Source organism: Terriglobales bacterium (genome assembly GCA_035764005.1).
Classification (GTDB): domain Bacteria; phylum Acidobacteriota; class Terriglobia; order Terriglobales; family Acidobacteriaceae; genus Gp1-AA112.
On record DASTZZ010000075.1, the window covers coordinates 21,354 to 41,466 of the forward strand.

Here is a 20,113-nt window from a genome sequence, read left to right on the forward strand (position 1 = left end):
CAGGAGGAAGAGCTCGAGGAAAATCGTTTCAACGGATGCGTTTCAGGAGATGCGTTTCAGGAAAAGGCGTTTCAACAGCAGCGGTATTAAGTCCTAAGCTGCCTGCGCTCGTGCCAAACTGCATCGGAACCGCAAAAATCGACGTTTAAAACGACCTTTCTCGAAACGCCTTTAATTGAAACGCTTTTCCTGAAACGCTTTTTTCCGTTAGCTGCGCTTGCGGAGATCGAGTTCGGCCATGATTTTCCAGACTAAATTCGGCAACTCTCGTTTCATCACCGATTCCACTGCGCCGGCGAGGTGGTTGGCGTCCTTCCCCGAAGTTGCGGCTTCGGGAGCAGCGCTCGGCTGCTCTGGTTGGTTTGGCGAGGCTTCGTGCCCGACGGCGGCGGCCATGGCGCGTCCGATTTCTGCTTCGGCATCCTGCGCGAGCGAAGTTGGCGCGCTGGGCGCAATCGCGCTGGCCGCGGCCGCCATCGCCATGGGGGCCGGCTCTGGAGCTTCGATGTGCGGAGCCTCCACAGGATGATGAGAGAGACCCTCGCGCATCTGCTGGATCACGGCATCGTCGGTCTCAGGAGCAATGATCTCGATTTCCGCGGTTTCAGGTTCCGCCGTCTCTGATGCCGAGATGGTCGGAGTTATGTCGATGTCGTGCGCCTCAAAGCGGCGCACAGGCATTTCGATCACAGGAGCGGCTTCGACTTGCGCGGAGTGAATTTCAGAGGCTGCTTCGGGTTCTGTTTCCAGCATTGGCTCAGGAATGATCTCCGGAGTTGCTCCGGCTTCCTGGGCCGGTGCTGGTAATTCAAAACCGTGCATTGCCGATTCCACCTGCGCCTCGAAGCTATCCGATGGGGTTGGCTGCTCGGTCTCGAAATGGGAAGCTGCCTTCAGCAGATCAGCATTGGGACTCGCAGAATCGGTTGGAAGATTGAGCGAAGGCGCCTCATACGACTCCATCGCAGCATTCAACCGGGCTTCAAATTCGTCCACCGGAGCAGCGCTGTTATCGGTCGGCTGCTGCAAGGATTCCAGGAACTGATTTGCCAACTCCGCTTCGCTCGAACCAAAGCGCGTGGGGAAATCCATCGTGGATCGATGCGGATCGGTCTCCAGTGCCGGATCGCGAAGAATCTCAGTGGAAGAAGCGGACGTCTGGCGTGTCAGCTCCAATCCAGGCTCGTGCGCAACCGGCACATCGGGTACCGGAGGTGCAGCTGTGAGCTCAAGCTCCGGAACCGAGGAGACACTCGTCTCGTCGCGATGGCGGCGTTCTCCATGAATCTGAGTCTGCGACTGCGTTGGCAGGAACTCGTTATGAATAGGGAAGGCGCCAGTCGGCTGTTCGTGCATCGGCGTCTCAGGCGAAGCTGCTGCGTTCTCAGCAGGAACCTTCTCCTCCTGCGTCTCTGGCAGGTACTGAGACATGAAGGAAGGAATCGAAGGCTCGGCTGCTTTAGCCTCTGATTCCTGTTTGAAACTGCCGGCATCCTGGAAAGTCTCGATTTCTGCTGAGTGCGCTGCTCCGACGTGAAAATCGGGCACGTTCGGCACAACCGTGTTGCTCAATCCCTGAACGGAATTCTCGATTGCAGATGCGGCCTCATTCATTTCCGGACCCTGCTGCAGCATCGCTTGGATGTGAGCGGCGTTGAGGCGGATCGTTTTCTCGTAGGGCTTCTCTTCTTTTTGCGCCGGTTCAGAGATCGCAGCATTTTCCGCGGTCGGCTCGGTCGCAACGCTCGCGACCGCAGCGTCAGGCTGCTTGTCGACAATCTTTATGCCCCTACCGGAATCGCCAGATGCCTTTGAAGGCTTTACTTTTTCCGCAATGCGATCGACAGCGGCGGTGAGATCAGTAGCTTCGAACGGCTTAACAATTACGCCATCTGCTTTTACGCGCGCGCCATCTTGCGCGTTGTACGGCTCCATGCGTCCGACGGTGAGTAGAACGGGCATCTTCGATGTTTCGGCGGCGCTGCGCAGCTTTTCGCAAAGTTCGAGGCCGCTGTATCCGGGCATGAATACGTCGAGAAGGACGAGTTCTGGTTTGATCTCAGCAATCTTTTTGGCGGCGGCGGCGCCGTTGCTCACCGTGACGACCTCATGGCCGGCCTCGCTGAGGATCTTCTTGCCCATGTTCTGGGCGGTCACGCTGTCGTCGGCAAGTAATATCTTGATGCCCACAATTCGTCCTTTAATGTCGCGCAAACGTACGGGTGCTGTGCAGGAAAAGTACTGTGCCGCCCCCTGCAAGTCAATGAAAAGGGAACCTGAATTGTAGCTAGGGTTATAGCTTAGTTACGGGTGGACGTGTACGGGAGTGCGCTGAATCTTCACGGCCTTTTCGGTGTTTGTCATTCCGAGCGGATGCTCACGCGTGCAGACCGCGTGAGCAGGTGAGAGGAATCCCTATCAGCTCCGAGAAATTTGTCTCAACAAGATTTTGGAGGTCCATAGGGATTCCTCACGCCAAAAAAAGGCGTTCGCAATGACAAATTTTAAGAGCCGTTGTCATGCGGCGTGCCGAACTGTAATCGAGTGCTTAATTGACTCGTAAGCGCTGTCGGGAATCACGCGCCGTCCGACGAGATCGATCTTCGTCGTGTACGGACGATTCTCGACGATGCGAGCCGCCAGGGCATCGCCGATACCTTTCAGCTCCTTGAGTTCGAAGATGGTGGCGGAGTTCAGATCGAGCAGCCCGTCCTCTGAACGATGTCGCCCTCGCATTCTTCGGCTGCGAGTCCGGCGAGCCGGTTGCGCCGGCTGCTCGGCCCCTTGCTGCTGTTGTCCTGACGTTCTCTGATATTTCGCTAATGCAAACAACCCGAGTGCTCCAAATACAAAAACCAGAGCTGGTTTCATGCGCATCCCTCCCGAAATAAGGTGTGATGGAGAGAGAAGAAGACACGGTTGTCACAGAGAGAGCAGCCGCTCGAATCCCAGGGCTTCGCCGTGGGATTAAGGAATTACTGCAGTAATCCTGGTGCAGTCGAATTGCTTTGTTATCGCCGTAGGAATCTGCCTACACTGCGGCGAGAGATGAAAAAGGTCTTCACCTTGCCGTTGCTGTTTGCTGGACTCGCGGCGCCGGCTGCGATCGCGCAGCAACGTGTCTTCGACTGGGTTCCGGACACCAACGACGTGGTGCGCCTCGCGCCGGGCATGCGCCAGAATGCGCATCAGTATGGTCCCGGACAGGGTGGGGACATCAAACTGCAGCTAACCGCCCAGCGACCCGTAACGGTTGCGATGATCCATAGCAGCGACTGGAACAATGTGGCCAAGGATCCGGAAGCGATCCTTCGCGCAGAAGTGATGGACAAACTGCAATACCTCTGCGTGCAAGAGCATGTTGTGAATACCACGTATACCTGCACTTTGCCGGCGTCGGCTGATGCAATGGCCTTGATCGTCCGCGATGAACGCACCGGCGACCGCGCCGTTCTGGCTGGAATCGGCAATGTGCTGGGCGTACGTCACGCGGCTGCGGTGATTGCTCCCGCCAATGAAGTCAGTTTGCAGTACTACCGTTGGGATTGCGTCCAGAACTGCTATCACTCTGAATATCAGGGCTTCCGCCTCGCGAAAGAAAAGTTTGAACCCAACATCCTGAAGACCTACAGCCTGCCTCTGCCGGAGCATGATGGCGAGCAGGTGGATGTGAAGATGAAGTCTTCGGTGCCCATGCTTCTGGCGGTTGTGCCCTCAGATGTGGCGCAGCAGCTCTACAGTCATCCCGACATGCTGGACAACGCAGTGGGCAATGGCGTTTGCCAGCAGCGCGCGGCGCAGTCGGTGAACTTCGGCTGCCAACTGAACCCGAACGGCGTAGCTCAATCGTTGATCGTTCTACCCGAGCCCTCAGCCGGAATTCCCAAAAAGGGCAAGACCGAGATTGAAGTAACATCCGTGAAGTGCGTCGCGCACTGCCGCGTCTGGGCAGCCAATTAACGTGGAGCCGGGCGCCCTCGCCCGGGTGTTTCGCTGCAATGTCCAAATTCGTTTTCAGGCTGTGAAAATAGGCCTGTTCTTCCCAGTTTTTTCATAAGCTTGGTATTCTCTCCAAAAACCCGGGCGAGGGCGCCCGGCTCCACGTTAGCTGCTCTCTCATCGCTATACTTGTAGCAGCCCTTTTCTGAACCTTCTACAGGCGAATTAACTAACAAATGTACGAAGTCACCGTTGAAGACAGCTTTGCCGCGGGTCATTATCTGCGCAACTATCGCGGAAAATGCGAGAACCCGCACGGCCACAACTACAAAGTCCGCATCACTCTCCAAGGCAGGGAGCTCGATGCCGCCGGCTTGCTGCTCGATTTCAAAGAACTGAAGCAAGTTATGAAACCGGTGATCGAACGCCTCGATCACCAGATGATCAACGACGTAGCACCGTTTACCACGCTGAATCCCTCCGCCGAGAACCTGGCGAAGTATTTCTACGACGAGACAAGCTGCACGTTGAAAAAATCGACTTCAGGCCGCGTAAGCGTAAAAGAAGTCACAATCTGGGAGACGGATACGACTACTGCGCGGTATTCGGAGTGAAGCGGCTTCCGGCTTCTGGCTGCTGGCTTCTGGCTAGTTTTTTGAGCATTGAAGAATGTGTTCAGATGAACACAGGAACAAGGCGCGAACTGCGCAGAATTAGCCGGTAGCCGGTAGCCTGATGTATGTATCTCATCGAAATCTACAAATCCGTCCAAGGCGAATCTTCTTTCGCGGGATTGCCATGCATCTTTGTGCGCCTTGCCGGATGCAACCTGCGCTGCTCATGGTGTGACAGCGAGTACACCTTCACCGGCGGGCACAAATCCTCGATCGATGAAGTGATCAACAGAGTCCGAAGCCTTGCTCCCGTCAAACTTGTGGAGATTACCGGCGGAGAGCCGATGCTGCAGGAGCGCGAGGTCGTGCCGCTCATGCAGAAGCTCCTCGACGATGGCTACGAAGTGCTGATCGAGACCAGCGGGGAACGTGCGTTGGAAAACGTTCCGAAAGCAGTTCACAAAATTGTCGATGTAAAGTGTCCCGCTTCGGGAGAAGGCGGGAGCTTCCGCATTTCCAACCTCGATGTACTAACTCCGGCTGACGAGATGAAATTCGTCATTGCTGATCGCGCGGATTATGAATTCGCACGGGACTTCGTCCGCGAGCATCAGCTTGAGCAAAAGACGCGGAACATTTTGTTTTCTCCAGCATTCCGCAAAGATGCCGGCCCTGCGCGCGATGCTCGCAATTGCCTGCTCGATCCACGCGAACTGGTTGAGTGGATGCTCGCCGATGGTCTCAGCGCGCGCCTCGGGTTGCAGATTCATAAGTTCATATGGGAGCCGATGAAAAAGGGCGTGTAGAAGAGTCACCGCTCCCGCATCTTCCCAGGCTTCGTCTTTCCGTATTCAGCCGGCTCGACAGGTGAATTCAATTCAGCATCTCCCGTCAGTTCGAACTCAGAATGCGCTACTCGGGCAGTACGGAATTCGGGCGCTGCTCCGCGGCGCAGGTCATCCTCAAGCACGCGTCAATCCTCTAAGTAGTAGGCGCTTACCGACGCACACGATTACACAGCACGCGCCAGAAAAGACCTTTCGGAGGAGAACCAGAATGAAACCGCTATCTATCTTCGCTGCATTGCTCTTATGCATTGCGGTTGGCGCGCCGTCTCGCGCGCATGCTCAAGACGCTTACACGCAGTCACAGAGTTGGCATCGAGTTCTGTCGGCTTCGGACCAGAGCCAATTCGATAAGTACTATTCCAAGTGGGTCGATGCCACACGCAAGAACGATCAGGATGACATTTCAGAGAACGCGCGCAAGATGCAGGAGATCATGGCGCGCTACAACATTCCATCGACCGTCTCGTATGACCAGGTGGCTTCGATGGGAGGAGCAGCCGGTTACCCATCCCAGGCGTATCCAAACGCCGCCTATCCTACGGCTTACGCGCAGCGACTCTCACCCGATGACCAGAAGGAATTCGATAAGGCCTACTCCAAGTGGGTGGAGTCAACGCGCAAGAACGACCAGGACGACATAAATGAAAGCGCGCGCAAGATGCAGGAGATCATGGCGCGTTACAACATTCCTTCGACGGTGCAGTTCGCTCAGGTTGCGAGCGGAGGCAATGCGGCAGCGTATCCGAATTCTGCGTACGCTCCGGTAGCGCAGGGGCAGCGGCTCTCCAGCTCCGACCAGCACGAATTCGACGAAGCTTACAAAAAGTGGATGAAAGCTCGTCATAAGAAGGATCCGGACGATATTGAGAAAAGCGCGCGCAGGATGCAGGACATCATGGCGCGGTACAACATTCCCGCCAATGTGCCCTACGACACGATCGCGTCCCCAGGAGCTTCGTACAAATAGCCGTTGGCACTTAATCGTTGTCATTCCGAAATCGTTGTCATTCCGAGCAAAGCGAGGAATCCCTACAGAAGCCGAGAATGCGCAGGCGTGGTAGGGATTCCTCACGCCAAAAGCAGGCGTTTCGGAATGACAAGAGCCTCTTCCGAGTACAACCGTGCTGCGGCTCAATCCTTCCAATTACTTAGGCCATTCGTTTAGAGTCTTCGTGCGTGGGTGGCAGCTCACAATCGCCGCTTAAAGCAGTTTCCTGGAACCGCACGGCGTAGGAAAAGAGGAATTTATGCGCAAGCTAGTCGGTGTCCTGATCGCAATTGCCGTCATCATCGTTATCCTCATCTTTGCTTTGCCATCGCTGGTGAACGTGAACCAGTATCACGACAAGATTCAGGCAGAGCTGCAGGACAAACTCCACCGCGACGTGACGCTCGGCAAAATGTCACTGAAGATCGTGCCGCTTTCCATCCGCGTCGCGGACGTGCAGATCGGTGAGGATCCCAACTTCCACACCGGACGTCCTTTCGCTACGACCTCCGACCTCGCCGTAAGTGCGAAACTGCTGCCTCTGATCAGGCACCAAGTCGATCTACGCTCACTGGAACTCGTGAATCCCAAAATAGAACTCGTGCGCAACGCGCAAGGCACGTGGAATTTCGCCAGCCTCGGACAGCAGCCCGCGAATGCTCCTGCTCCCGCGCCCGCTGCGGCACAAAAGTCGGCAGCGAAGCCTGCGGCCAAGCCCAGCCCCACCGCTCCGAGCACGCCCGAGAGCAAGCCGGCGGAAAATCAGCCGAGCCAGCAGCTCTCGCTCGCGGAATTGAAGATCACCAACGGACAGGTCGCAATCACCGACGAGCAGAAACATCAGAGCCGCAGCGTCTACGACAACATCGATCTCGACCTCACTGACTTTGAGCCGGGCAAGCCGTTCAATGTCACTCTGGCGGCTCATCTCCCGGGACAAGGCGATCAGTATGTGAAGTTTGATGGCACGGCGGGTCCGCTCAACCAGCAGAACTCGATGGCGACTCACCTCGATGGTCGTCTCAAGCTGAACCAGGTTTCTCTCGCCGGAGTGCAGAAGTTCCTGAACTCTCCGCAACTCAAGCAGTACGACGCGATCGCCAGCGGTGAAGCCAGCGTGCGCAACGACAACGGCACGATGGGCTCCACCGGCAATCTAGAGTTGAACAATGTGCGCATCAAGGGAATCGAGATCGGATACCCCATCAAAGCGGATTACAGCGTCGCCGACGATCTGAACACTGACGTAATCAAGATCGACAAAATGAATATCAACTTTGGGCCTACGCCGATCAGCCTTACCGGCGAAGTGAATACCAAGCCCACGCCGGCGCAGCTCGACGTGCAGCTCAAAGCCAACAACGCTTCCATTACCGAGTTGGCAAAGCTGGCAGGAGCGTTCGGTGTCGCCTTCAATCCGGGAATGCAGGTCGGCGGAACGCTGAATACGGATATTCACGCCAAAGGTTCCGCGGATCAGCCTGCGCTGAATGGAAATCTGAGCGCTTCGAATCTCGTAGTCAGCGGGAAAGACATTCCACAGCCAGTGAAGGTTCCATCCATCACCCTGGTACTCACCCCTGACACTGTGAAGTCGAACGACTTCACCGCCCAGAGCGGCAGCACCACGCTGAACGGAAACTTCATGTTGTCGCACTACACGACACCGAACAGCACGGTTGACGCGACCATTCGCACGAACGGCGCAAATGTCGGAGAGCTCATCAACATTGCGAAAGCCTACGGAGTCTCCGCTGTGGAAGGAATGAGCGGCTCGGGTTCGCTCACGCTGAATGCGCGCGTGCAAGGTCCAATGAAGCAGCCGGACAGGATGATCTATAGCGGCACCGGCGCACTGCAGAACGCCAGCCTCAACATGCCGAACTTCACCAAACCGGTGCTAATCAAGAATGCCGATTTGAAGTTCGCCCAGAATGCGGCCACGCTCGATAACCTCCAGGCCTCGCTCGGCAGTTCAACTGCGACCGGTTCCGCGACCGTCCAGAACTTTGCGGCGCCACAAATTAAATTCAATCTGAACGCCGACAAACTGAACATCACCGAACTGCAACAGATCACCGGCGGAAACGCTCCGGCCAAGAAAGCTGAACTTGATCGTTTCTCGCTTGTTCCGGCGGCGAACGCGCAGGCTCGGAAGGCAGATAACGGCGGCATTTCGCATTTGGCAGGTTCGGGAGCCCTCTCGGTCGGCAGCATCATCTTCGACCAGATTGTGCTCAACAATTTCAAATCGAACCTGTCGTTCTCGGGTGATCCAGCAGGCAATCTGATGCGTACGCTCAACGGTGACGTGAACTTCAACACCGGCAACGGCAAGTTCCAAGGCATCGACCTGCTGCATGAGCTTTCCGCGATCGGGAAATTCTCGCAAGCGCAGCCGTCGCGCGGCTTCACCAACATCGTGAAGCTGGGTGGATTGATCAATATCAAGAACGGCGTTGCCAGCACCAACAATCTCGAAGCAGTCATCGATGGCGGCACTCTGGGAGCGCAAGGGACCTTCGATCTCGTAACCGAAGCCCTTAACATGCACGCCAATGCAGTACTCAGCAAGGCTTTGAGCCAGCAGGTGGGAGGAACCGGAATCGGCGGCTTCATGAACACGGCGCTGGCCAACCGCAACGGTGAACTTGTGATTCCCGTTTTGGTAACCGGCACGGTGAATCATCCGATCATCACGCCGGACGTCCAAAAACTCGCGCAGATGAAGCTCAACAACCTGTTGCCGACGACCGGCAATCCGGGCGCGCTGACCAGTGGCCTCTCCGGGTTGCTCGGCGGTAAAGGTGGTCAGCAAGGCAATGCCGTGCAGGGATTGTTGGGCGCCCTCGGTGGCAAACAACAACAACAGCAGCCCGAGAGCGACCAACAGCAGGGCAACGCCCAACAGCAAAAGCAGCAGCAGAATCCGCTCGGTGGCGTATTAGGTGGGCTGTTGGGGAAGAAGAAGCCGAAATAAGCGGCGCACTTGCCTCAGCTCTCGAGAAATTCAACGGCTATGATCCTGACGTCCGCCGCGGCGGACGCGAAGAATCACTGGGAATCTCTAGTGGACCAGGCCCTACATCGGCTCCTCGTCAAGGCCGCTTCGTGAAGGAGCCAAGAAGCAGCAATTAAGTCCGACAGATTGCGGGAGATCCTTCGGCCAAAAGAAGGCCTTCAGGATGACAGCTCCGATCTTTTTTCTCTGAACGATCAACAACTCATTGCTTCCAGACGCAGTTCGCTTTACTATCGCCCGTAAGTGGCCGCCGCAAAACCCATCTCTGATCTGCGCGACCGGGTCGTCTCTGCCGGCATGGTGGATGATGACGCTTCATTCGAGCTCAAACTTCGCCCCAAACGTTTGAACGAATTCATTGGTCAGAAGAAGGTCAAAGACAACCTGTCTGTAGCCATTCAAGCTGCCAAATCCCGAGGCGAAGCTCTCGATCACGTCCTGCTCTATGGTCCGCCGGGTTTGGGCAAAACAACCCTGGCGACGATCATCGCCAATGAGATGGGTGTCGAGTACCAGCAGACGTCCGGGCCGGTGCTGCAGATCAAAGGCGACCTTACCGCAATCCTGACCAACGTGCGCGAAAAGCAGGTGCTCTTTTTCGACGAAGTTCATCGGCTGCAGCCGGCACTCGAAGAAATCCTGTATTCGGCTCTCGAAGACTACAAGCTCGACATCATGGTTGGGCAGGGGCCATCGGCGCGAACGCACACGCTCGACGTTAAGCCGTTTACGTTTGTGGCCGCTACCACACGAGCCGGACTGCTATCCGCCCCATTGCGTTCCCGATTTGGAATTGTCCTGCGGCTGGAGTTTTATTCCGGTGAAGAGCTGAAGATCATCGTTACCCGTTCGGCGGAAATCCTGGACGTTTCTATCGACGACGCTGGAGCGCTCGAGATCGCCAGCCGGGCTCGCGGGACACCGCGAATCGCCAATCGCCTTCTGCGCCGCTGCCGAGATTATGCGCAGGTTCGCGGCTCAGGTCAGATCGATCGTGCTACGGCTCAGGCTGCTCTCGAGATGCTCGAAGTCGATAAGCACGGCTTCGACGAGATGGATCGCCGTCTGCTGCTGGCGATTATGGAGAAGTACCAGGGCGGGCCGGTCGGCCTGAATACCCTTGCTGCAGCGCTCGCCGAAGATGCCGATGCCATCGAAGACATCTACGAACCCTTCCTCATCCAGATCGGCTTCCTCGATCGCACGCCCCGCGGACGGGTGGCCACCCAGCTTGCCTATGATCATTTCGGCATCGCCCCTCCAAGAAGGCAAGCCGGTTTGTTCTAACCCTCGCAAGTAGAGACGGGGCATGCCCCGTCTCCTGGTAGCTGCCACGAGATGCTCCCTGCTCAGCCCAGCAGCGGCATGCCGCGTCTGTACCCTTGAGTGATGGGTGGAAGCTGCGGAAATCCAGAGTTGCCGGCCTGTTTCGCGCATCCTACTGTATGAAATGGCAAGAGTCTTCAAAGCAAAGAAATGCCCCAACTGTCTGGGTCGAGGCGTTTGCACTGACGGCTCGACATGCCCGACGTGCAAAGGTCACGGCGAGATTCCCTCTGCGTGGGACGTCGAAGTCCCCGAGGTTCCCTGCTGGAGCACCTCTTCGAGCTAAGCTTCGGGGCTTAGGCTTGCCTCGTCTGGGGATTCCCTCGTATCATTTTCAGTCCACCCCGACTCACCTTCATTCATGACTAGTCAAAGCCCTAAGCCACAGGTTGTGCTGCGTGAAAAAACGCGCCTTATGTCGGCCTCGGAGATCGAGCGCACGCTGGTCCGCCTGGCGCATGAGATTGTTGAAAAGAACAACGGCGTCGAGCGACTCGGATTCGTAGGCATCAAGCGCCGCGGCGTGCCTCTGGCGAAGCGTCTGGCGGAACTGGTAAAGAAAATCGAGAAGGCTCCGGTCGAAGTGGGCACGCTCGACATCAACCTCTATCGTGACGACCTCTCGACCACCGGACCGAAGCCTGTGGTGAATCCGATGGAAATCGGCTTTGACGTGAACGATAAAAACGTAATCCTGGTCGATGACGTTCTCTACACTGGCCGTACCATCCGCGCCGCGCTCGACGCTCTCTTCGACCACGGCCGCCCGCGCCGCGTGCAATTGCTGGTGCTCATCGACCGCGGCCACCGCGAGCTTCCCATTGAAGCCGCGTTCGTCGGACGCAACGTGCAAACCACGCAGAACGAGATTATCGAAGTGAAGCTGCAAGAGATCGATCCCAGCGAGCAGGTGCTGCTGGTGGAGAAGGTTTCGGCATGAATCGAGGGGCGACGCCCCGCTCCCGCTCCGCAGGTTTTCGCAGCAGTATTCGTTCCGCTTCCCTCCGGAAGGGAAATTTTTCTCACTCTTCGCGATCGCTGCTGGACATCGAGTCTCTGAGCGATGCCGATATCCAGTTCTTATTGAAGAATGCCGCTCGGTTCGCGAATGTCAGTCCCAAAACAGCACCGCTAATCAGACGCCACGTGGCCCTACTCTTTTACGAGGCCAGCACGCGCACCCGCTGCTCCTTCGAACTCGCGGCCAAATCCCTTGGAGCATCGACCACTTTGGTGAGCCCGGCGGCTTCGAGTATCGAGAAAGGTGAATCGCTCATCGATACGGGACTCACACTGGCCGCGATGGGCGCCGAGTGCATTGTGATCCGTCATCCCTCTTCCGGCGCACCGCATTTGCTGGCTCGAGAGTTGCAGATTCCGATCGTCAACGCCGGAGACGGGATGCACGAGCATCCTTCGCAGGCGCTGCTCGACTGCTACACCATCCTCCAGCATCGTCGGTCCCTGAAAGACTTGCGCCTATTGCTGGTCGGGGATATCTACCACAGCCGCGTTGCGCGCTCGAACGCACTGCTGCTGTCGCGCTTAGGAGCGCATGTGACTTTTTGCGGGCCTCCTGCGCTGCTGCCCGATGTCGCAGAAACGATTGCACCAGGCGTGCGTGTCACGCGCGCTTTCGACGCCGCGTTGCCTGAAGCAGACGTGATCATGATGTTGCGCGTGCAGAAGGAGAGGCTAGCTGGATTGCAGCTTTCCGTTGACGACTACGTGCGCGATTATCAACTCACGCCGGAGCGATTGGCGCTCGCTCCTCGCGATGCGCTCGTCATGCATCCAGGTCCGATGGTGCGCGGTATGGAGTTGACCAGCGATGTAGCCGATAATGCCCGTTCGCTCGTCCTCGAACAGGTGCGAAATGGCGTTGCCGTACGGCGCGCGATTCTGCTGCGTGCCCTTGGAGGTGGCCGATGAAGCCGCGCGCACACCCTCCCGATTCCATTCTGATTGCCGGCGGAACGCTGATCGACGGCTCGGGCTCCAAGCCTGCACTTAGGGACATCCTGATAGAAGAAGGACGCATTCGCGCGATCGAGGTTCCAGGCAAAATTCCCCGAGCGGATCACTCGATCATTGATGCAAAGAACCTCATCATCGCGCCCGGATTTATCGATCTTCATGTGCACCTCCGCGAGCCGGGGCAGAGCTACAAAGAGACGATCGCCACCGGCACCGCCGCCGCAGCGGCAGGCGGATTTACAACTGTCTGCCCAATGCCGAACACCGTGCCAGTGAACGACACACCTGAGATCACGCGCTGGATGCAGGCGCCGGAACGGCGTGCGTGTGTAAAGGTTCGTCCGATCGCAGCAGCAACGGTTGGTAGCAATGGCGAAAAGCTCACCGATTATCCGGAATTGGTGGAAGCCGGCGCCGTGGCAGTAACTGATGACGGTCGTCCCATTTTGGGAGACGACATTATGCGCGATGCTCTCAAAGCTGCACACAAACTGGCGATTCCTGTCATCCAGCACGCGGAAGACACGCGCATGACTCACGGTGGCGTAATGCACGCGGGGCCGACATCGTTTCGACTTGGATTGCGCGGCATTAACGCTCATTCAGAGGCCTGCATCGTAGGGCGCGACATCAATTTGGCCGCTGAAATCGGCGCGCACGTACACATCGCACACCTATCGACAAAGGAGGCAGTCGAGTATGTGCGGACTGCAAAAGAAAAAGGAGTTCACGTCACCTGCGAGGTCACGCCGCATCATTTGCTGCTCACCGATGAAGAGGTCGGCGACTACGACACGAATTGCAAGATGAATCCGCCGCTGCGCAGTGAAGCCGACCGCGAGGCGATGTGGGACCGCCTGCGCGATGGCACCATCGACTGCATTGCCACGGATCATGCGCCTCACGCGGCTCACGAGAAAACCCAGGAATTCGATCGCGCTCCCTTCGGAATCACGGGCCTTGAAACCGCCTTGCCGATCGCGCTCATGGTTGCAGGCGGCGATGCGAGCATGGCTGTTCAATGGCTCACGTCGAAACCTGCAGAGGTAATGGGCTGGCAAGACGCAGGTCGGGTGGTCGTAGGCGGCGTAGCCGATCTCACCATCTTCGATCCTGAAGAAGAGTGGGTCTTCACCGCGGAGCTCTCAAAATCCAAATCAAAGAACTCCCCCTTCATCGGCAAGAACCTCTGCGGACGCGTGCGCTACACGTTTGTCGATGGGCGGCTGGTGTACGCGCGCTAACAAGTCGGGGTCGAAGGCAGTATTTCTGGCAATCCATCCGCTGCATCTCTATCATTAAGAGTTTGGCCGAAAGCCGATGGCCGACAGCCGAAAGCCTGTTTTATGACTCCCGATAAAAAGAAAATCGTCGCTGAATCGCCGATTCAGGATGTATTTGAGAATCGGCATCCGTCTCCGTCCGAAATCGAATGGGCTGAGAAGACGCTGGCTCCGGCACTGGAGAAATCTCCGGAGCGGCCAATCGGCGCGGCTTCAGGCGTGAATCTCGATGAGCACGGCAATGCCCGCTTCACTACCATTTCGGGAATGCCGGTTCGCCGTCTCTATACGCAGGCTGATCTTCCTGAAGACTGGAGCACTGAGACATACCTTGGACATCCGGGCGAAGTGCCTTACACGCGCGGCATTCACGCATCCGGCTATCGCGGCAAGCTCTGGACGATGCGCCAGTTCTCCGGCTTTGCTTCGCCGGAGGAGACGAATCAACGCTACAAGTATCTGCTCGCTCACGGCGGAGGCGGGCTTTCCGTCGCGTTCGACCTGCCCACGCTGATGGGTTTCGACTCCGATGCTGCCGAGAGCGAAGGCGAAGTTGGCAAGTGCGGTGTTGCGATTGATTCGCTGGAGGACATGGAGATCCTCTTCAACGACATCGATCTCGAAAAGACTACGGTCTCGATGACGATCAACTCGCCTGCTTCGGTCCTGTGGGCGATGTATCTCGTCGTCGCGGAGAAGCAAGGCGCGGACTGGAAGAAGATTTCCGGAACGATTCAGAATGACATTTTGAAGGAATACATAGCGCAGAAGGAGTACATTTTCCCTCCTGCTCCCTCGATGCGGTTGGTAGTTGACACCTTCGAGTTCGGGACTCACTTCACGCCGAAGTTCAACACCATTTCGATCAGCGGATACCACATCCGCGAGGCCGGTTCGACTGCGCTGCAGGAGCTGGCATTCACGATCTATGACGGAGTTGAGTATGTGGAATGGGCTCGCCGTCGCGGATTGAACGTCGATGAATTCGGCCCGCGGCTAAGCTTCTTCTTCAATTCCCATAACGACTTCTTTGAGGAGATCGCGAAGTTCCGTGCCTCGCGCAAGATCTGGTACCGGCTGATGAAAGACCGCTTCGGCGCGCAGAATGCACGCACGTGGCTGATGCGCTTCCACACGCAGACCGCCGGCGTCTCGCTCACGGCGCAGCAGCCGATGAACAACATCGCGCGGGTAGCCATCCAGGCGCTTGCCGCCGTGCTCGGCGGAACACAGTCGCTGCATACGGACAGCTACGACGAAGCGTTGGCACTCCCCACCGAAGATGCGGCACGCATCGCCCTGCGCACCCAGCAAGTGATCGCCTATGAGTCAGGCGTTGCGCAAACGGTCGATCCGCTTGGTGGCTCGTATTTCGTCGAGAAGTTTACGCTCGATATGGAGCAGGGCGCGTTCGATTACTTCGACAAGCTCGACGCCATGGGCGGAATGGTGAAAGCCATCGAGCGCGGCTATCCGCAGAAGGAGATCGCAGAAGCCGCTTATCAATATCAGCGCGCGGTCGAGAACAAAGAAAAGATCATCGTCGGCGCCAACGATTTCGTGATCGAAGAGAAATTGCCCGAGATTCTCTACATCGACTACGAGAAAGTAGCCGATCACCAGACGCGCAAACTCAACGCATTGAAATTGAGCCGATCAAACGACGAAGTTCAGCGCCGCCTCGAAGCGCTGAAGAAAGCCGCGGCACAACAGCCTGTCGTCAAGACCGACGGCAAAATGTCCAACGCGAACACCATGCCCTACATCATCGACGCTGTGCGCGCCTATGCAACGGTCGGCGAGATCTGCAACGCGCTACGCGAAGTATATGGGGTCTACGAAGAAGTAAGCATCACATAACAAACCTGGCTCAGTTTCAACAACTAAGGTCCAGCAGGGTCACGTTAGGGCGAGAGCAGGAAGGACTTTAATACGTAACCATCCAACAGGACGATCTGGTTTGCGGCAGGAGATAATGCAAACGATGGTGTGTCCAAACGTTGCCAACCTTCACCTTCATCGTATGGATATGTAGTGGTCTTAAACCGAAATCGCTGCTGTTTCGCGTCGCTATCGAACAGAACGAACGTGTCGAATCCTCGCGTAACTATAAAATCGCGGGAATGTCCGAAGCTGAACGCGAATAAGCTTCCTTTCTGGGTGGCTTCGACGTGTTCAATGTTGTCCCCCAGGCCGCCAAGTTTCTTGCGCAAGATAACGTTTCCACTCGGGTCAACCAGCCAAAGCTCTGCAGTCGTAGCTGCAACGATGACAGTTCCCGTAGATGTAGCTGCCAAGGCTACGCCTGTGCAGGCAGAACAGAACGGATGACCTTCGCGATCACCGATTTGCCTGACATAGACGAGATCCTCGCTCGGGGAAACAGATCCGCGCCGCGCCAAGTTATAGAAAACTTGATTCCCTGATATCAGGGACTCCCAACTGTATAGTGCAGTTCTGAAGCTCCGAATATCCTGCAGAGTCTCTGGGGAAATCCAGTGTTCTTCCGACCACCGTTCACTGTCCTTGTCAGTGTTCCAATGCTTTAGGAGGATGCTTTTGCCGTCGGCGGACACGAGTGGAAGCCACTGTTCGTTTCGCCAGTTGATTGATTGCAGCGTGCGCGACCTCAGCTCGTTCAAATTGGAATCACACAATCTCAATGTAAGTCCGGCGTGGAAGAGAAAGTTCCCGTCCTTCAGGTTTAGCAGGTTGATGCTGCCGCCTCCGCGTGCTTCCAGCGCAACGTCTTTCCATGTGAGCTGTTTGGTCACATTGGCCGTCTGAGCGTTCAAAGCGACCAGCGTGTCCAAAGTGTGAACTGGAACAGGTGGAACGGCTCCGTTCTTTAAGAAACAATCCTGATGGAGTGCTGCAATGACGACTGTGGGTGCCGGAAAAATAATCCGAGCGTGGTCGGGAAACCAATCGCAATTGTCGTAGAGGTCAGGAACAGGCATCCGCAGCGTGGTACTCCAGCTTGGTCGGCGGCTGGCTTTGAACCTGCAACATACGGGATCGGTTCCATGTTTGTGCTCTGCAGTAGATGCTGCAGGGGTTGCAAGCAGGGCTATTAAGCAGAAAATTGCAATTCTCATTGAAATTGTGTTGCCATCGTCCAGCATTCAACCGATTAATGTGCTGAGGAATCGCTTTTAGGCGATGCTGCCGATCTTAGCGTATCGCGCACGGTCGCCGGCCCACGTTGTTTCTCACGTAATCTAGGCAATTCTCTCCAACCGATTACAATTGCCTGAATGGCTCACCAGGCCCTGCAAACCGAACCGGCATCGCTCCACGAGCGCGCACAGCGGCTTGAAAGCACGCTGCGTTCGATCATCCGCGGCAGCGACGAAGTGGTACGCCTGGCGCTGGTGGCTGTTTTTGCTAAGGGGCACTTGCTGATCGAAGGCGTTCCCGGAGTGGGAAAAACCACGCTCGGCCATACGCTCGCGCGAGCCCTCGATTGCATCTTCCAGCGGGTCCAGTTCACCAGTGACATGCTGCCCAGCGATCTTCTCGGCACTTCGATCTACTCCGCTGCTGAAGAACGTTTTGAATTTAAGCCTGGACCGGTGTTCACTAACGTACTGCTCGCAGATGAAATCAATCGCACGACTCCAAAAACGCAATCTGCGCTGCTTGAGGTGATGAACGAAGGTCAGGTCACGGTGGATGGACAGGCCCGCGAAGTTCCGCGTCCCTTCTTGGTAATTGCCACACAGAATCCTGTAGAACACCACGGAACGTATCCTCTGCCGGAATCTCAACTCGACCGTTTTCTGCTGCGCGTACAGATGACCTATCCGGCGCACGAAAGCGAGCGGGAGATTCTCCGCGCAGAAGCTGGAGCCGCGCGTCTGGATGAAGTCCGGCCGGTTCTTGGTGCCGGGGACGTGCTCGAGATGCAGGAGCAGGTAAAACAGATTCGCGTCGATGAATCGCTCGTGAACTACATGCTCGAGATCGTGAAGCGAACCCGCGAATCCGAGCAGCTGTCCCTGGGGGTGTCCCCGCGTGGTTCGCTCATGCTGTATCGTGCGGCCCAAGCCATGGCTTTTGTCGAAGGTCGTAGCTTTACCACTCCGCACGACTTCAAACGTCTCGCAGTTCCCGTGTTTGCACATCGTGTGGTAGTAAACGCACGCTATAGCTCGAATCTCAAGGCGTCCGAGCAGGCCGAGCGCATTCTGGCAGAGATCGTAGACGGCGTCTCTGTCCCGTCTTAGCCATGCGCTCGTTTGCACGTTTCCTGATCATTTTGGCTCTGGTGGTCTGGGTAGGCGGCATCATCTTCTTTTCCGCCGTGGTTGCGCCGGCTCTCTTCTCGATCTTGCCGAAACCTGAGCTCGCGGCTGGCGTAGTCGGTGTGTCACTTACGGCGTTGCACCTGATCGGCCTTGTTTGTGGTGTTGTTCTATTCGTGCTTACGTTTCTCATTCGCCCCGGAAAAGTGCGGGCGGTTCGAACGCTGGTGGGATTCATGATCCTGCTGACGGCGATCTCGCAGTTTGTGGTGATACCGCAGATGCAGCGCATTCGCGACCTCGTCGGCGGCTCCATTGAGGCACTTCCGCCGAAAGACGCGGGGCGTGCCGCCTTTGATCGTCTGCACCAGTTCTCCGTTGGGCTCGAGGGAGCTACGCTCGTGGCCGGCCTGGTTGTAATTGGATTGATCTCTCAAGACCTGAAAGAAGACGCTCGTCCCTGAATAATCAGAACGCTTCTACTTCCGGAGTCGCCGCAAGCAAAGTTTTTGTGTACTCGTGACGCGGAGCGGAAGTGATCTGCTCCGCATCTCCGAGCTCCACGATCACACCCCTGCGCATGACAGCGATTCGCGTTGAGAGATAGCGCACAACGGGCATCGAATGCGAGATGAACAGGTACGTCAGCCCGAATTCCCGCTGCAGCTTTGCCAGCAGGTTGACGATCTGCGCGCCGACGCTTACATCGAGTGCAGAGACAGGCTCATCGAGCACCACGAACCTCGGGTTCAGCGCCAGTGCGCGCGCGATGCCGATGCGCTGCCTTTGTCCGCCTGAGAACTCATGAGGAAAGCGATCGAGCGCGCTCTCGTCGAGTCCAACGGCTTGCAAGAGTTCGGCGGCACGAACGCGCGGCGGTGCAGTTCCATTGTGGTCCGGTCCGCCGTGAATGCTCCAGGGTTCGCGCACGATATCGAACACATGCATGCGCGGGTTGAGCGAGGCAAACGGATCTTGAAAAACGATTTGCATGTCTCGGCGCAGCTTGCGCATTTCCGAATGTGACGCGCCGAGAACGTCCTGCCCATCGAATCGCACTGATCCCGAGGTCGGCTCGATCAGCCGTAAAACCATTCGTCCCAAGGTGGTTTTGCCGCATCCGGATTCGCCAACCAGACCCAAAGTCTCTCCGGCAAAGATATCGAGAGAGACACCATTCACCGCCCGTATCTCTTCGTCAGCCCGGCTGAACACGCCGCCGCTGCGGGTGTAAACCTTCGTGAGTTCCCGAATCTCGACCAGCGCCTGCGGCATGTAGCGATGCTAGCAAATGCTCTGAGAGGGGCAGCATGGCATTGGCGGTACAATCCTGACAATGGCGGAATCTCCCACTCCCGTTCCCTCGTTCGGCGGTTCGACCAACGCAGAGGAATCGCGTCCGCCAATTGTTCCTATCGCAATCGGCGCTCTCGCAGTTGCGATCGTGATTGCGTTGCTCGTTTTTTTGGGGAGAAAAGGTTCGAATGAGACCAGTGCGCCTTCAACTCCCGATCCCTATGCCGCCAATCTCGTGATCTCCAGCCCGTCGATGAGCACCGCCGCAAACTTCGCCGGCCAGGAAGTTACCTACATCGAGGGCAAAATCGCGAACAACGGCGACAAGACCGTGACTAGCGCGATCCTGCAGATCGTCTTTCACGACAGCCTCGGGCAGGTGGTGCAAAAGGAAACGCAGCGGCTGATGGTGATCACCACGCGCCAGCCCTACATCGACACTGCGCCTCTAAGCAGCGCGCCCTTGAAGGCTGGACAGACACGTGAGTTCCGCCAGACTTTCGAACACGTCAGCGCAGAATGGAATACGCAGCTTCCAGAAATGACCATCGTCAAGACATCGACGCAATAAAG

At 56.8% G+C, this 20,113-nt stretch carries 17 protein-coding genes; 13 read left to right on the forward strand and 4 right to left on the reverse strand.

Annotated features, from left to right (window positions below; all coding sequences use genetic code 11):
• Positions 1-207: 207 nt before the first annotated feature.
• Positions 208-2,190: a response regulator gene (locus VFU50_12930; GenBank protein ID HEU5233760.1), complete on the reverse strand. Its 1,983-nt coding sequence runs from the start codon at positions 2,188-2,190 to the stop codon at positions 208-210.
• Between the two features lie 327 nt (positions 2,191-2,517).
• A complete protein-coding gene (locus VFU50_12935) occupies positions 2,518-2,871 on the reverse strand; it encodes a helix-hairpin-helix domain-containing protein (protein HEU5233761.1) in 354 nt (117 codons plus the stop codon).
• A gap of 177 nt (positions 2,872-3,048) precedes the next feature.
• Here VFU50_12935 and VFU50_12940 point away from each other — a divergent pair, with 177 nt between their 5' ends.
• The 10 genes from VFU50_12940 to VFU50_12985 all read left to right on the forward strand — a co-directional run bounded on the left by VFU50_12940 (position 3,049) and on the right by VFU50_12985 (position 15,857).
• Positions 3,049-3,960 (forward strand): hypothetical protein, encoded by a 912-nt coding sequence (locus VFU50_12940; protein HEU5233762.1) that lies wholly within the window; start codon positions 3,049-3,051, stop codon positions 3,958-3,960.
• Between the two features lie 215 nt (positions 3,961-4,175).
• Positions 4,176-4,553, forward strand: a complete 378-nt coding sequence (gene queD / locus VFU50_12945; protein ID HEU5233763.1) for a 6-carboxytetrahydropterin synthase QueD — start codon at positions 4,176-4,178, stop codon at positions 4,551-4,553.
• Positions 4,554-4,678: 125 nt separating this feature from the next.
• Entirely contained in the window at positions 4,679-5,359 is a 681-nt protein-coding gene (locus tag VFU50_12950; protein HEU5233764.1) for a radical SAM protein, read from the forward strand.
• Positions 5,360-5,609: 250 nt separating this feature from the next.
• Positions 5,610-6,368, forward strand: a complete 759-nt coding sequence (locus tag VFU50_12955; protein HEU5233765.1) for a hypothetical protein — start codon at positions 5,610-5,612, stop codon at positions 6,366-6,368.
• Between the two features lie 280 nt (positions 6,369-6,648).
• A complete protein-coding gene (locus VFU50_12960; GenBank protein ID HEU5233766.1) occupies positions 6,649-9,369 on the forward strand; it encodes an AsmA family protein in 2,721 nt (906 codons plus the stop codon).
• A gap of 339 nt (positions 9,370-9,708) precedes the next feature.
• The gene (ruvB, locus tag VFU50_12965) at positions 9,709-10,698 is read left to right on the forward strand and encodes a Holliday junction branch migration DNA helicase RuvB (protein HEU5233767.1); all 990 of its coding nucleotides are present in this window, start codon (positions 9,709-9,711) and stop codon (positions 10,696-10,698) included.
• A gap of 400 nt (positions 10,699-11,098) precedes the next feature.
• Positions 11,099-11,677: a bifunctional pyr operon transcriptional regulator/uracil phosphoribosyltransferase PyrR gene (gene pyrR, locus VFU50_12970; protein ID HEU5233768.1), complete on the forward strand. Its 579-nt coding sequence runs from the start codon at positions 11,099-11,101 to the stop codon at positions 11,675-11,677.
• A 101-nt stretch (positions 11,678-11,778) separates the two neighbouring features.
• Positions 11,779-12,669: an aspartate carbamoyltransferase catalytic subunit gene (locus VFU50_12975; GenBank protein ID HEU5233769.1), complete on the forward strand. Its 891-nt coding sequence runs from the start codon at positions 11,779-11,781 to the stop codon at positions 12,667-12,669.
• The gene (locus VFU50_12980) at positions 12,666-13,958 is read left to right on the forward strand and encodes a dihydroorotase (protein HEU5233770.1); all 1,293 of its coding nucleotides are present in this window, start codon (positions 12,666-12,668) and stop codon (positions 13,956-13,958) included. The genes VFU50_12975 and VFU50_12980 overlap by 4 nt, the downstream gene beginning before the upstream one ends.
• 102 nt (positions 13,959-14,060) lie before the next feature.
• On the forward strand, positions 14,061-15,857 hold the full coding sequence (locus VFU50_12985) for a methylmalonyl-CoA mutase family protein (protein HEU5233771.1): 1,797 nt from the start codon (positions 14,061-14,063) through the stop codon (positions 15,855-15,857).
• A 44-nt stretch (positions 15,858-15,901) separates the two neighbouring features.
• Here the strand turns inward: VFU50_12985 and VFU50_12990 are convergent, their stop codons facing one another.
• Positions 15,902-16,957 (reverse strand): hypothetical protein, encoded by a 1,056-nt coding sequence (locus VFU50_12990; GenBank protein ID HEU5233772.1) that lies wholly within the window; start codon positions 16,955-16,957, stop codon positions 15,902-15,904.
• A gap of 297 nt (positions 16,958-17,254) precedes the next feature.
• Between VFU50_12990 and VFU50_12995 the strand changes: the two genes are divergently transcribed.
• Both VFU50_12995 and VFU50_13000 read left to right on the forward strand, forming a co-directional pair.
• Entirely contained in the window at positions 17,255-18,226 is a 972-nt protein-coding gene (locus VFU50_12995) for a MoxR family ATPase (protein ID HEU5233773.1), read from the forward strand.
• Positions 18,227-18,228: 2 nt separating this feature from the next.
• Entirely contained in the window at positions 18,229-18,708 is a 480-nt protein-coding gene (locus VFU50_13000; GenBank protein HEU5233774.1) for a DUF4149 domain-containing protein, read from the forward strand.
• Between the two features lie 4 nt (positions 18,709-18,712).
• Here the strand turns inward: VFU50_13000 and VFU50_13005 are convergent, their stop codons facing one another.
• A complete protein-coding gene (locus tag VFU50_13005) occupies positions 18,713-19,519 on the reverse strand; it encodes an ATP-binding cassette domain-containing protein (GenBank protein ID HEU5233775.1) in 807 nt (268 codons plus the stop codon).
• A gap of 61 nt (positions 19,520-19,580) precedes the next feature.
• Between VFU50_13005 and VFU50_13010 the strand changes: the two genes are divergently transcribed.
• Positions 19,581-20,111, forward strand: a complete 531-nt coding sequence (locus tag VFU50_13010) for a DUF2393 family protein (GenBank protein HEU5233776.1) — start codon at positions 19,581-19,583, stop codon at positions 20,109-20,111.
• The last annotated feature ends 2 nt before the right edge of the window (positions 20,112-20,113 follow it).

Bases quoted from the DNA above. Each gene is read 5' to 3' on its own strand.
- VFU50_12935 (HEU5233761.1), bottom strand. From the start codon at position 2,871: ATGAAACCAGCTCTGGTTTTTGTATTTGGAGCACTCGGGTTGTTTGCA.
- VFU50_12940 (HEU5233762.1), top strand. From the start codon at position 3,049: ATGAAAAAGGTCTTCACCTTGCCGTTGCTGTTTGCTGGACTCGCGGCG.
- queD (HEU5233763.1), top strand. From the start codon at position 4,176: ATGTACGAAGTCACCGTTGAAGACAGCTTTGCCGCGGGTCATTATCTG.
- VFU50_12950 (HEU5233764.1), top strand. From the start codon at position 4,679: ATGTATCTCATCGAAATCTACAAATCCGTCCAAGGCGAATCTTCTTTC.
- VFU50_12955 (HEU5233765.1), top strand. From the start codon at position 5,610: ATGAAACCGCTATCTATCTTCGCTGCATTGCTCTTATGCATTGCGGTT.
- VFU50_12960 (HEU5233766.1), top strand. From the start codon at position 6,649: ATGCGCAAGCTAGTCGGTGTCCTGATCGCAATTGCCGTCATCATCGTT.
- ruvB (HEU5233767.1), top strand. From the start codon at position 9,709: ATGGTGGATGATGACGCTTCATTCGAGCTCAAACTTCGCCCCAAACGT.
- pyrR (HEU5233768.1), top strand. From the start codon at position 11,099: ATGACTAGTCAAAGCCCTAAGCCACAGGTTGTGCTGCGTGAAAAAACG.
- VFU50_12980 (HEU5233770.1), top strand. From the start codon at position 12,666: ATGAAGCCGCGCGCACACCCTCCCGATTCCATTCTGATTGCCGGCGGA.
- VFU50_12985 (HEU5233771.1), top strand. From the start codon at position 14,061: ATGACTCCCGATAAAAAGAAAATCGTCGCTGAATCGCCGATTCAGGAT.
- VFU50_12990 (HEU5233772.1), bottom strand. From the start codon at position 16,957: ATGCCTGTTCCTGACCTCTACGACAATTGCGATTGGTTTCCCGACCAC.
- VFU50_12995 (HEU5233773.1), top strand. From the start codon at position 17,255: ATGGCTCACCAGGCCCTGCAAACCGAACCGGCATCGCTCCACGAGCGC.
- VFU50_13000 (HEU5233774.1), top strand. From the start codon at position 18,229: ATGCGCTCGTTTGCACGTTTCCTGATCATTTTGGCTCTGGTGGTCTGG.
- VFU50_13005 (HEU5233775.1), bottom strand. From the start codon at position 19,519: ATGCCGCAGGCGCTGGTCGAGATTCGGGAACTCACGAAGGTTTACACC.
- VFU50_13010 (HEU5233776.1), top strand. From the start codon at position 19,581: ATGGCGGAATCTCCCACTCCCGTTCCCTCGTTCGGCGGTTCGACCAAC.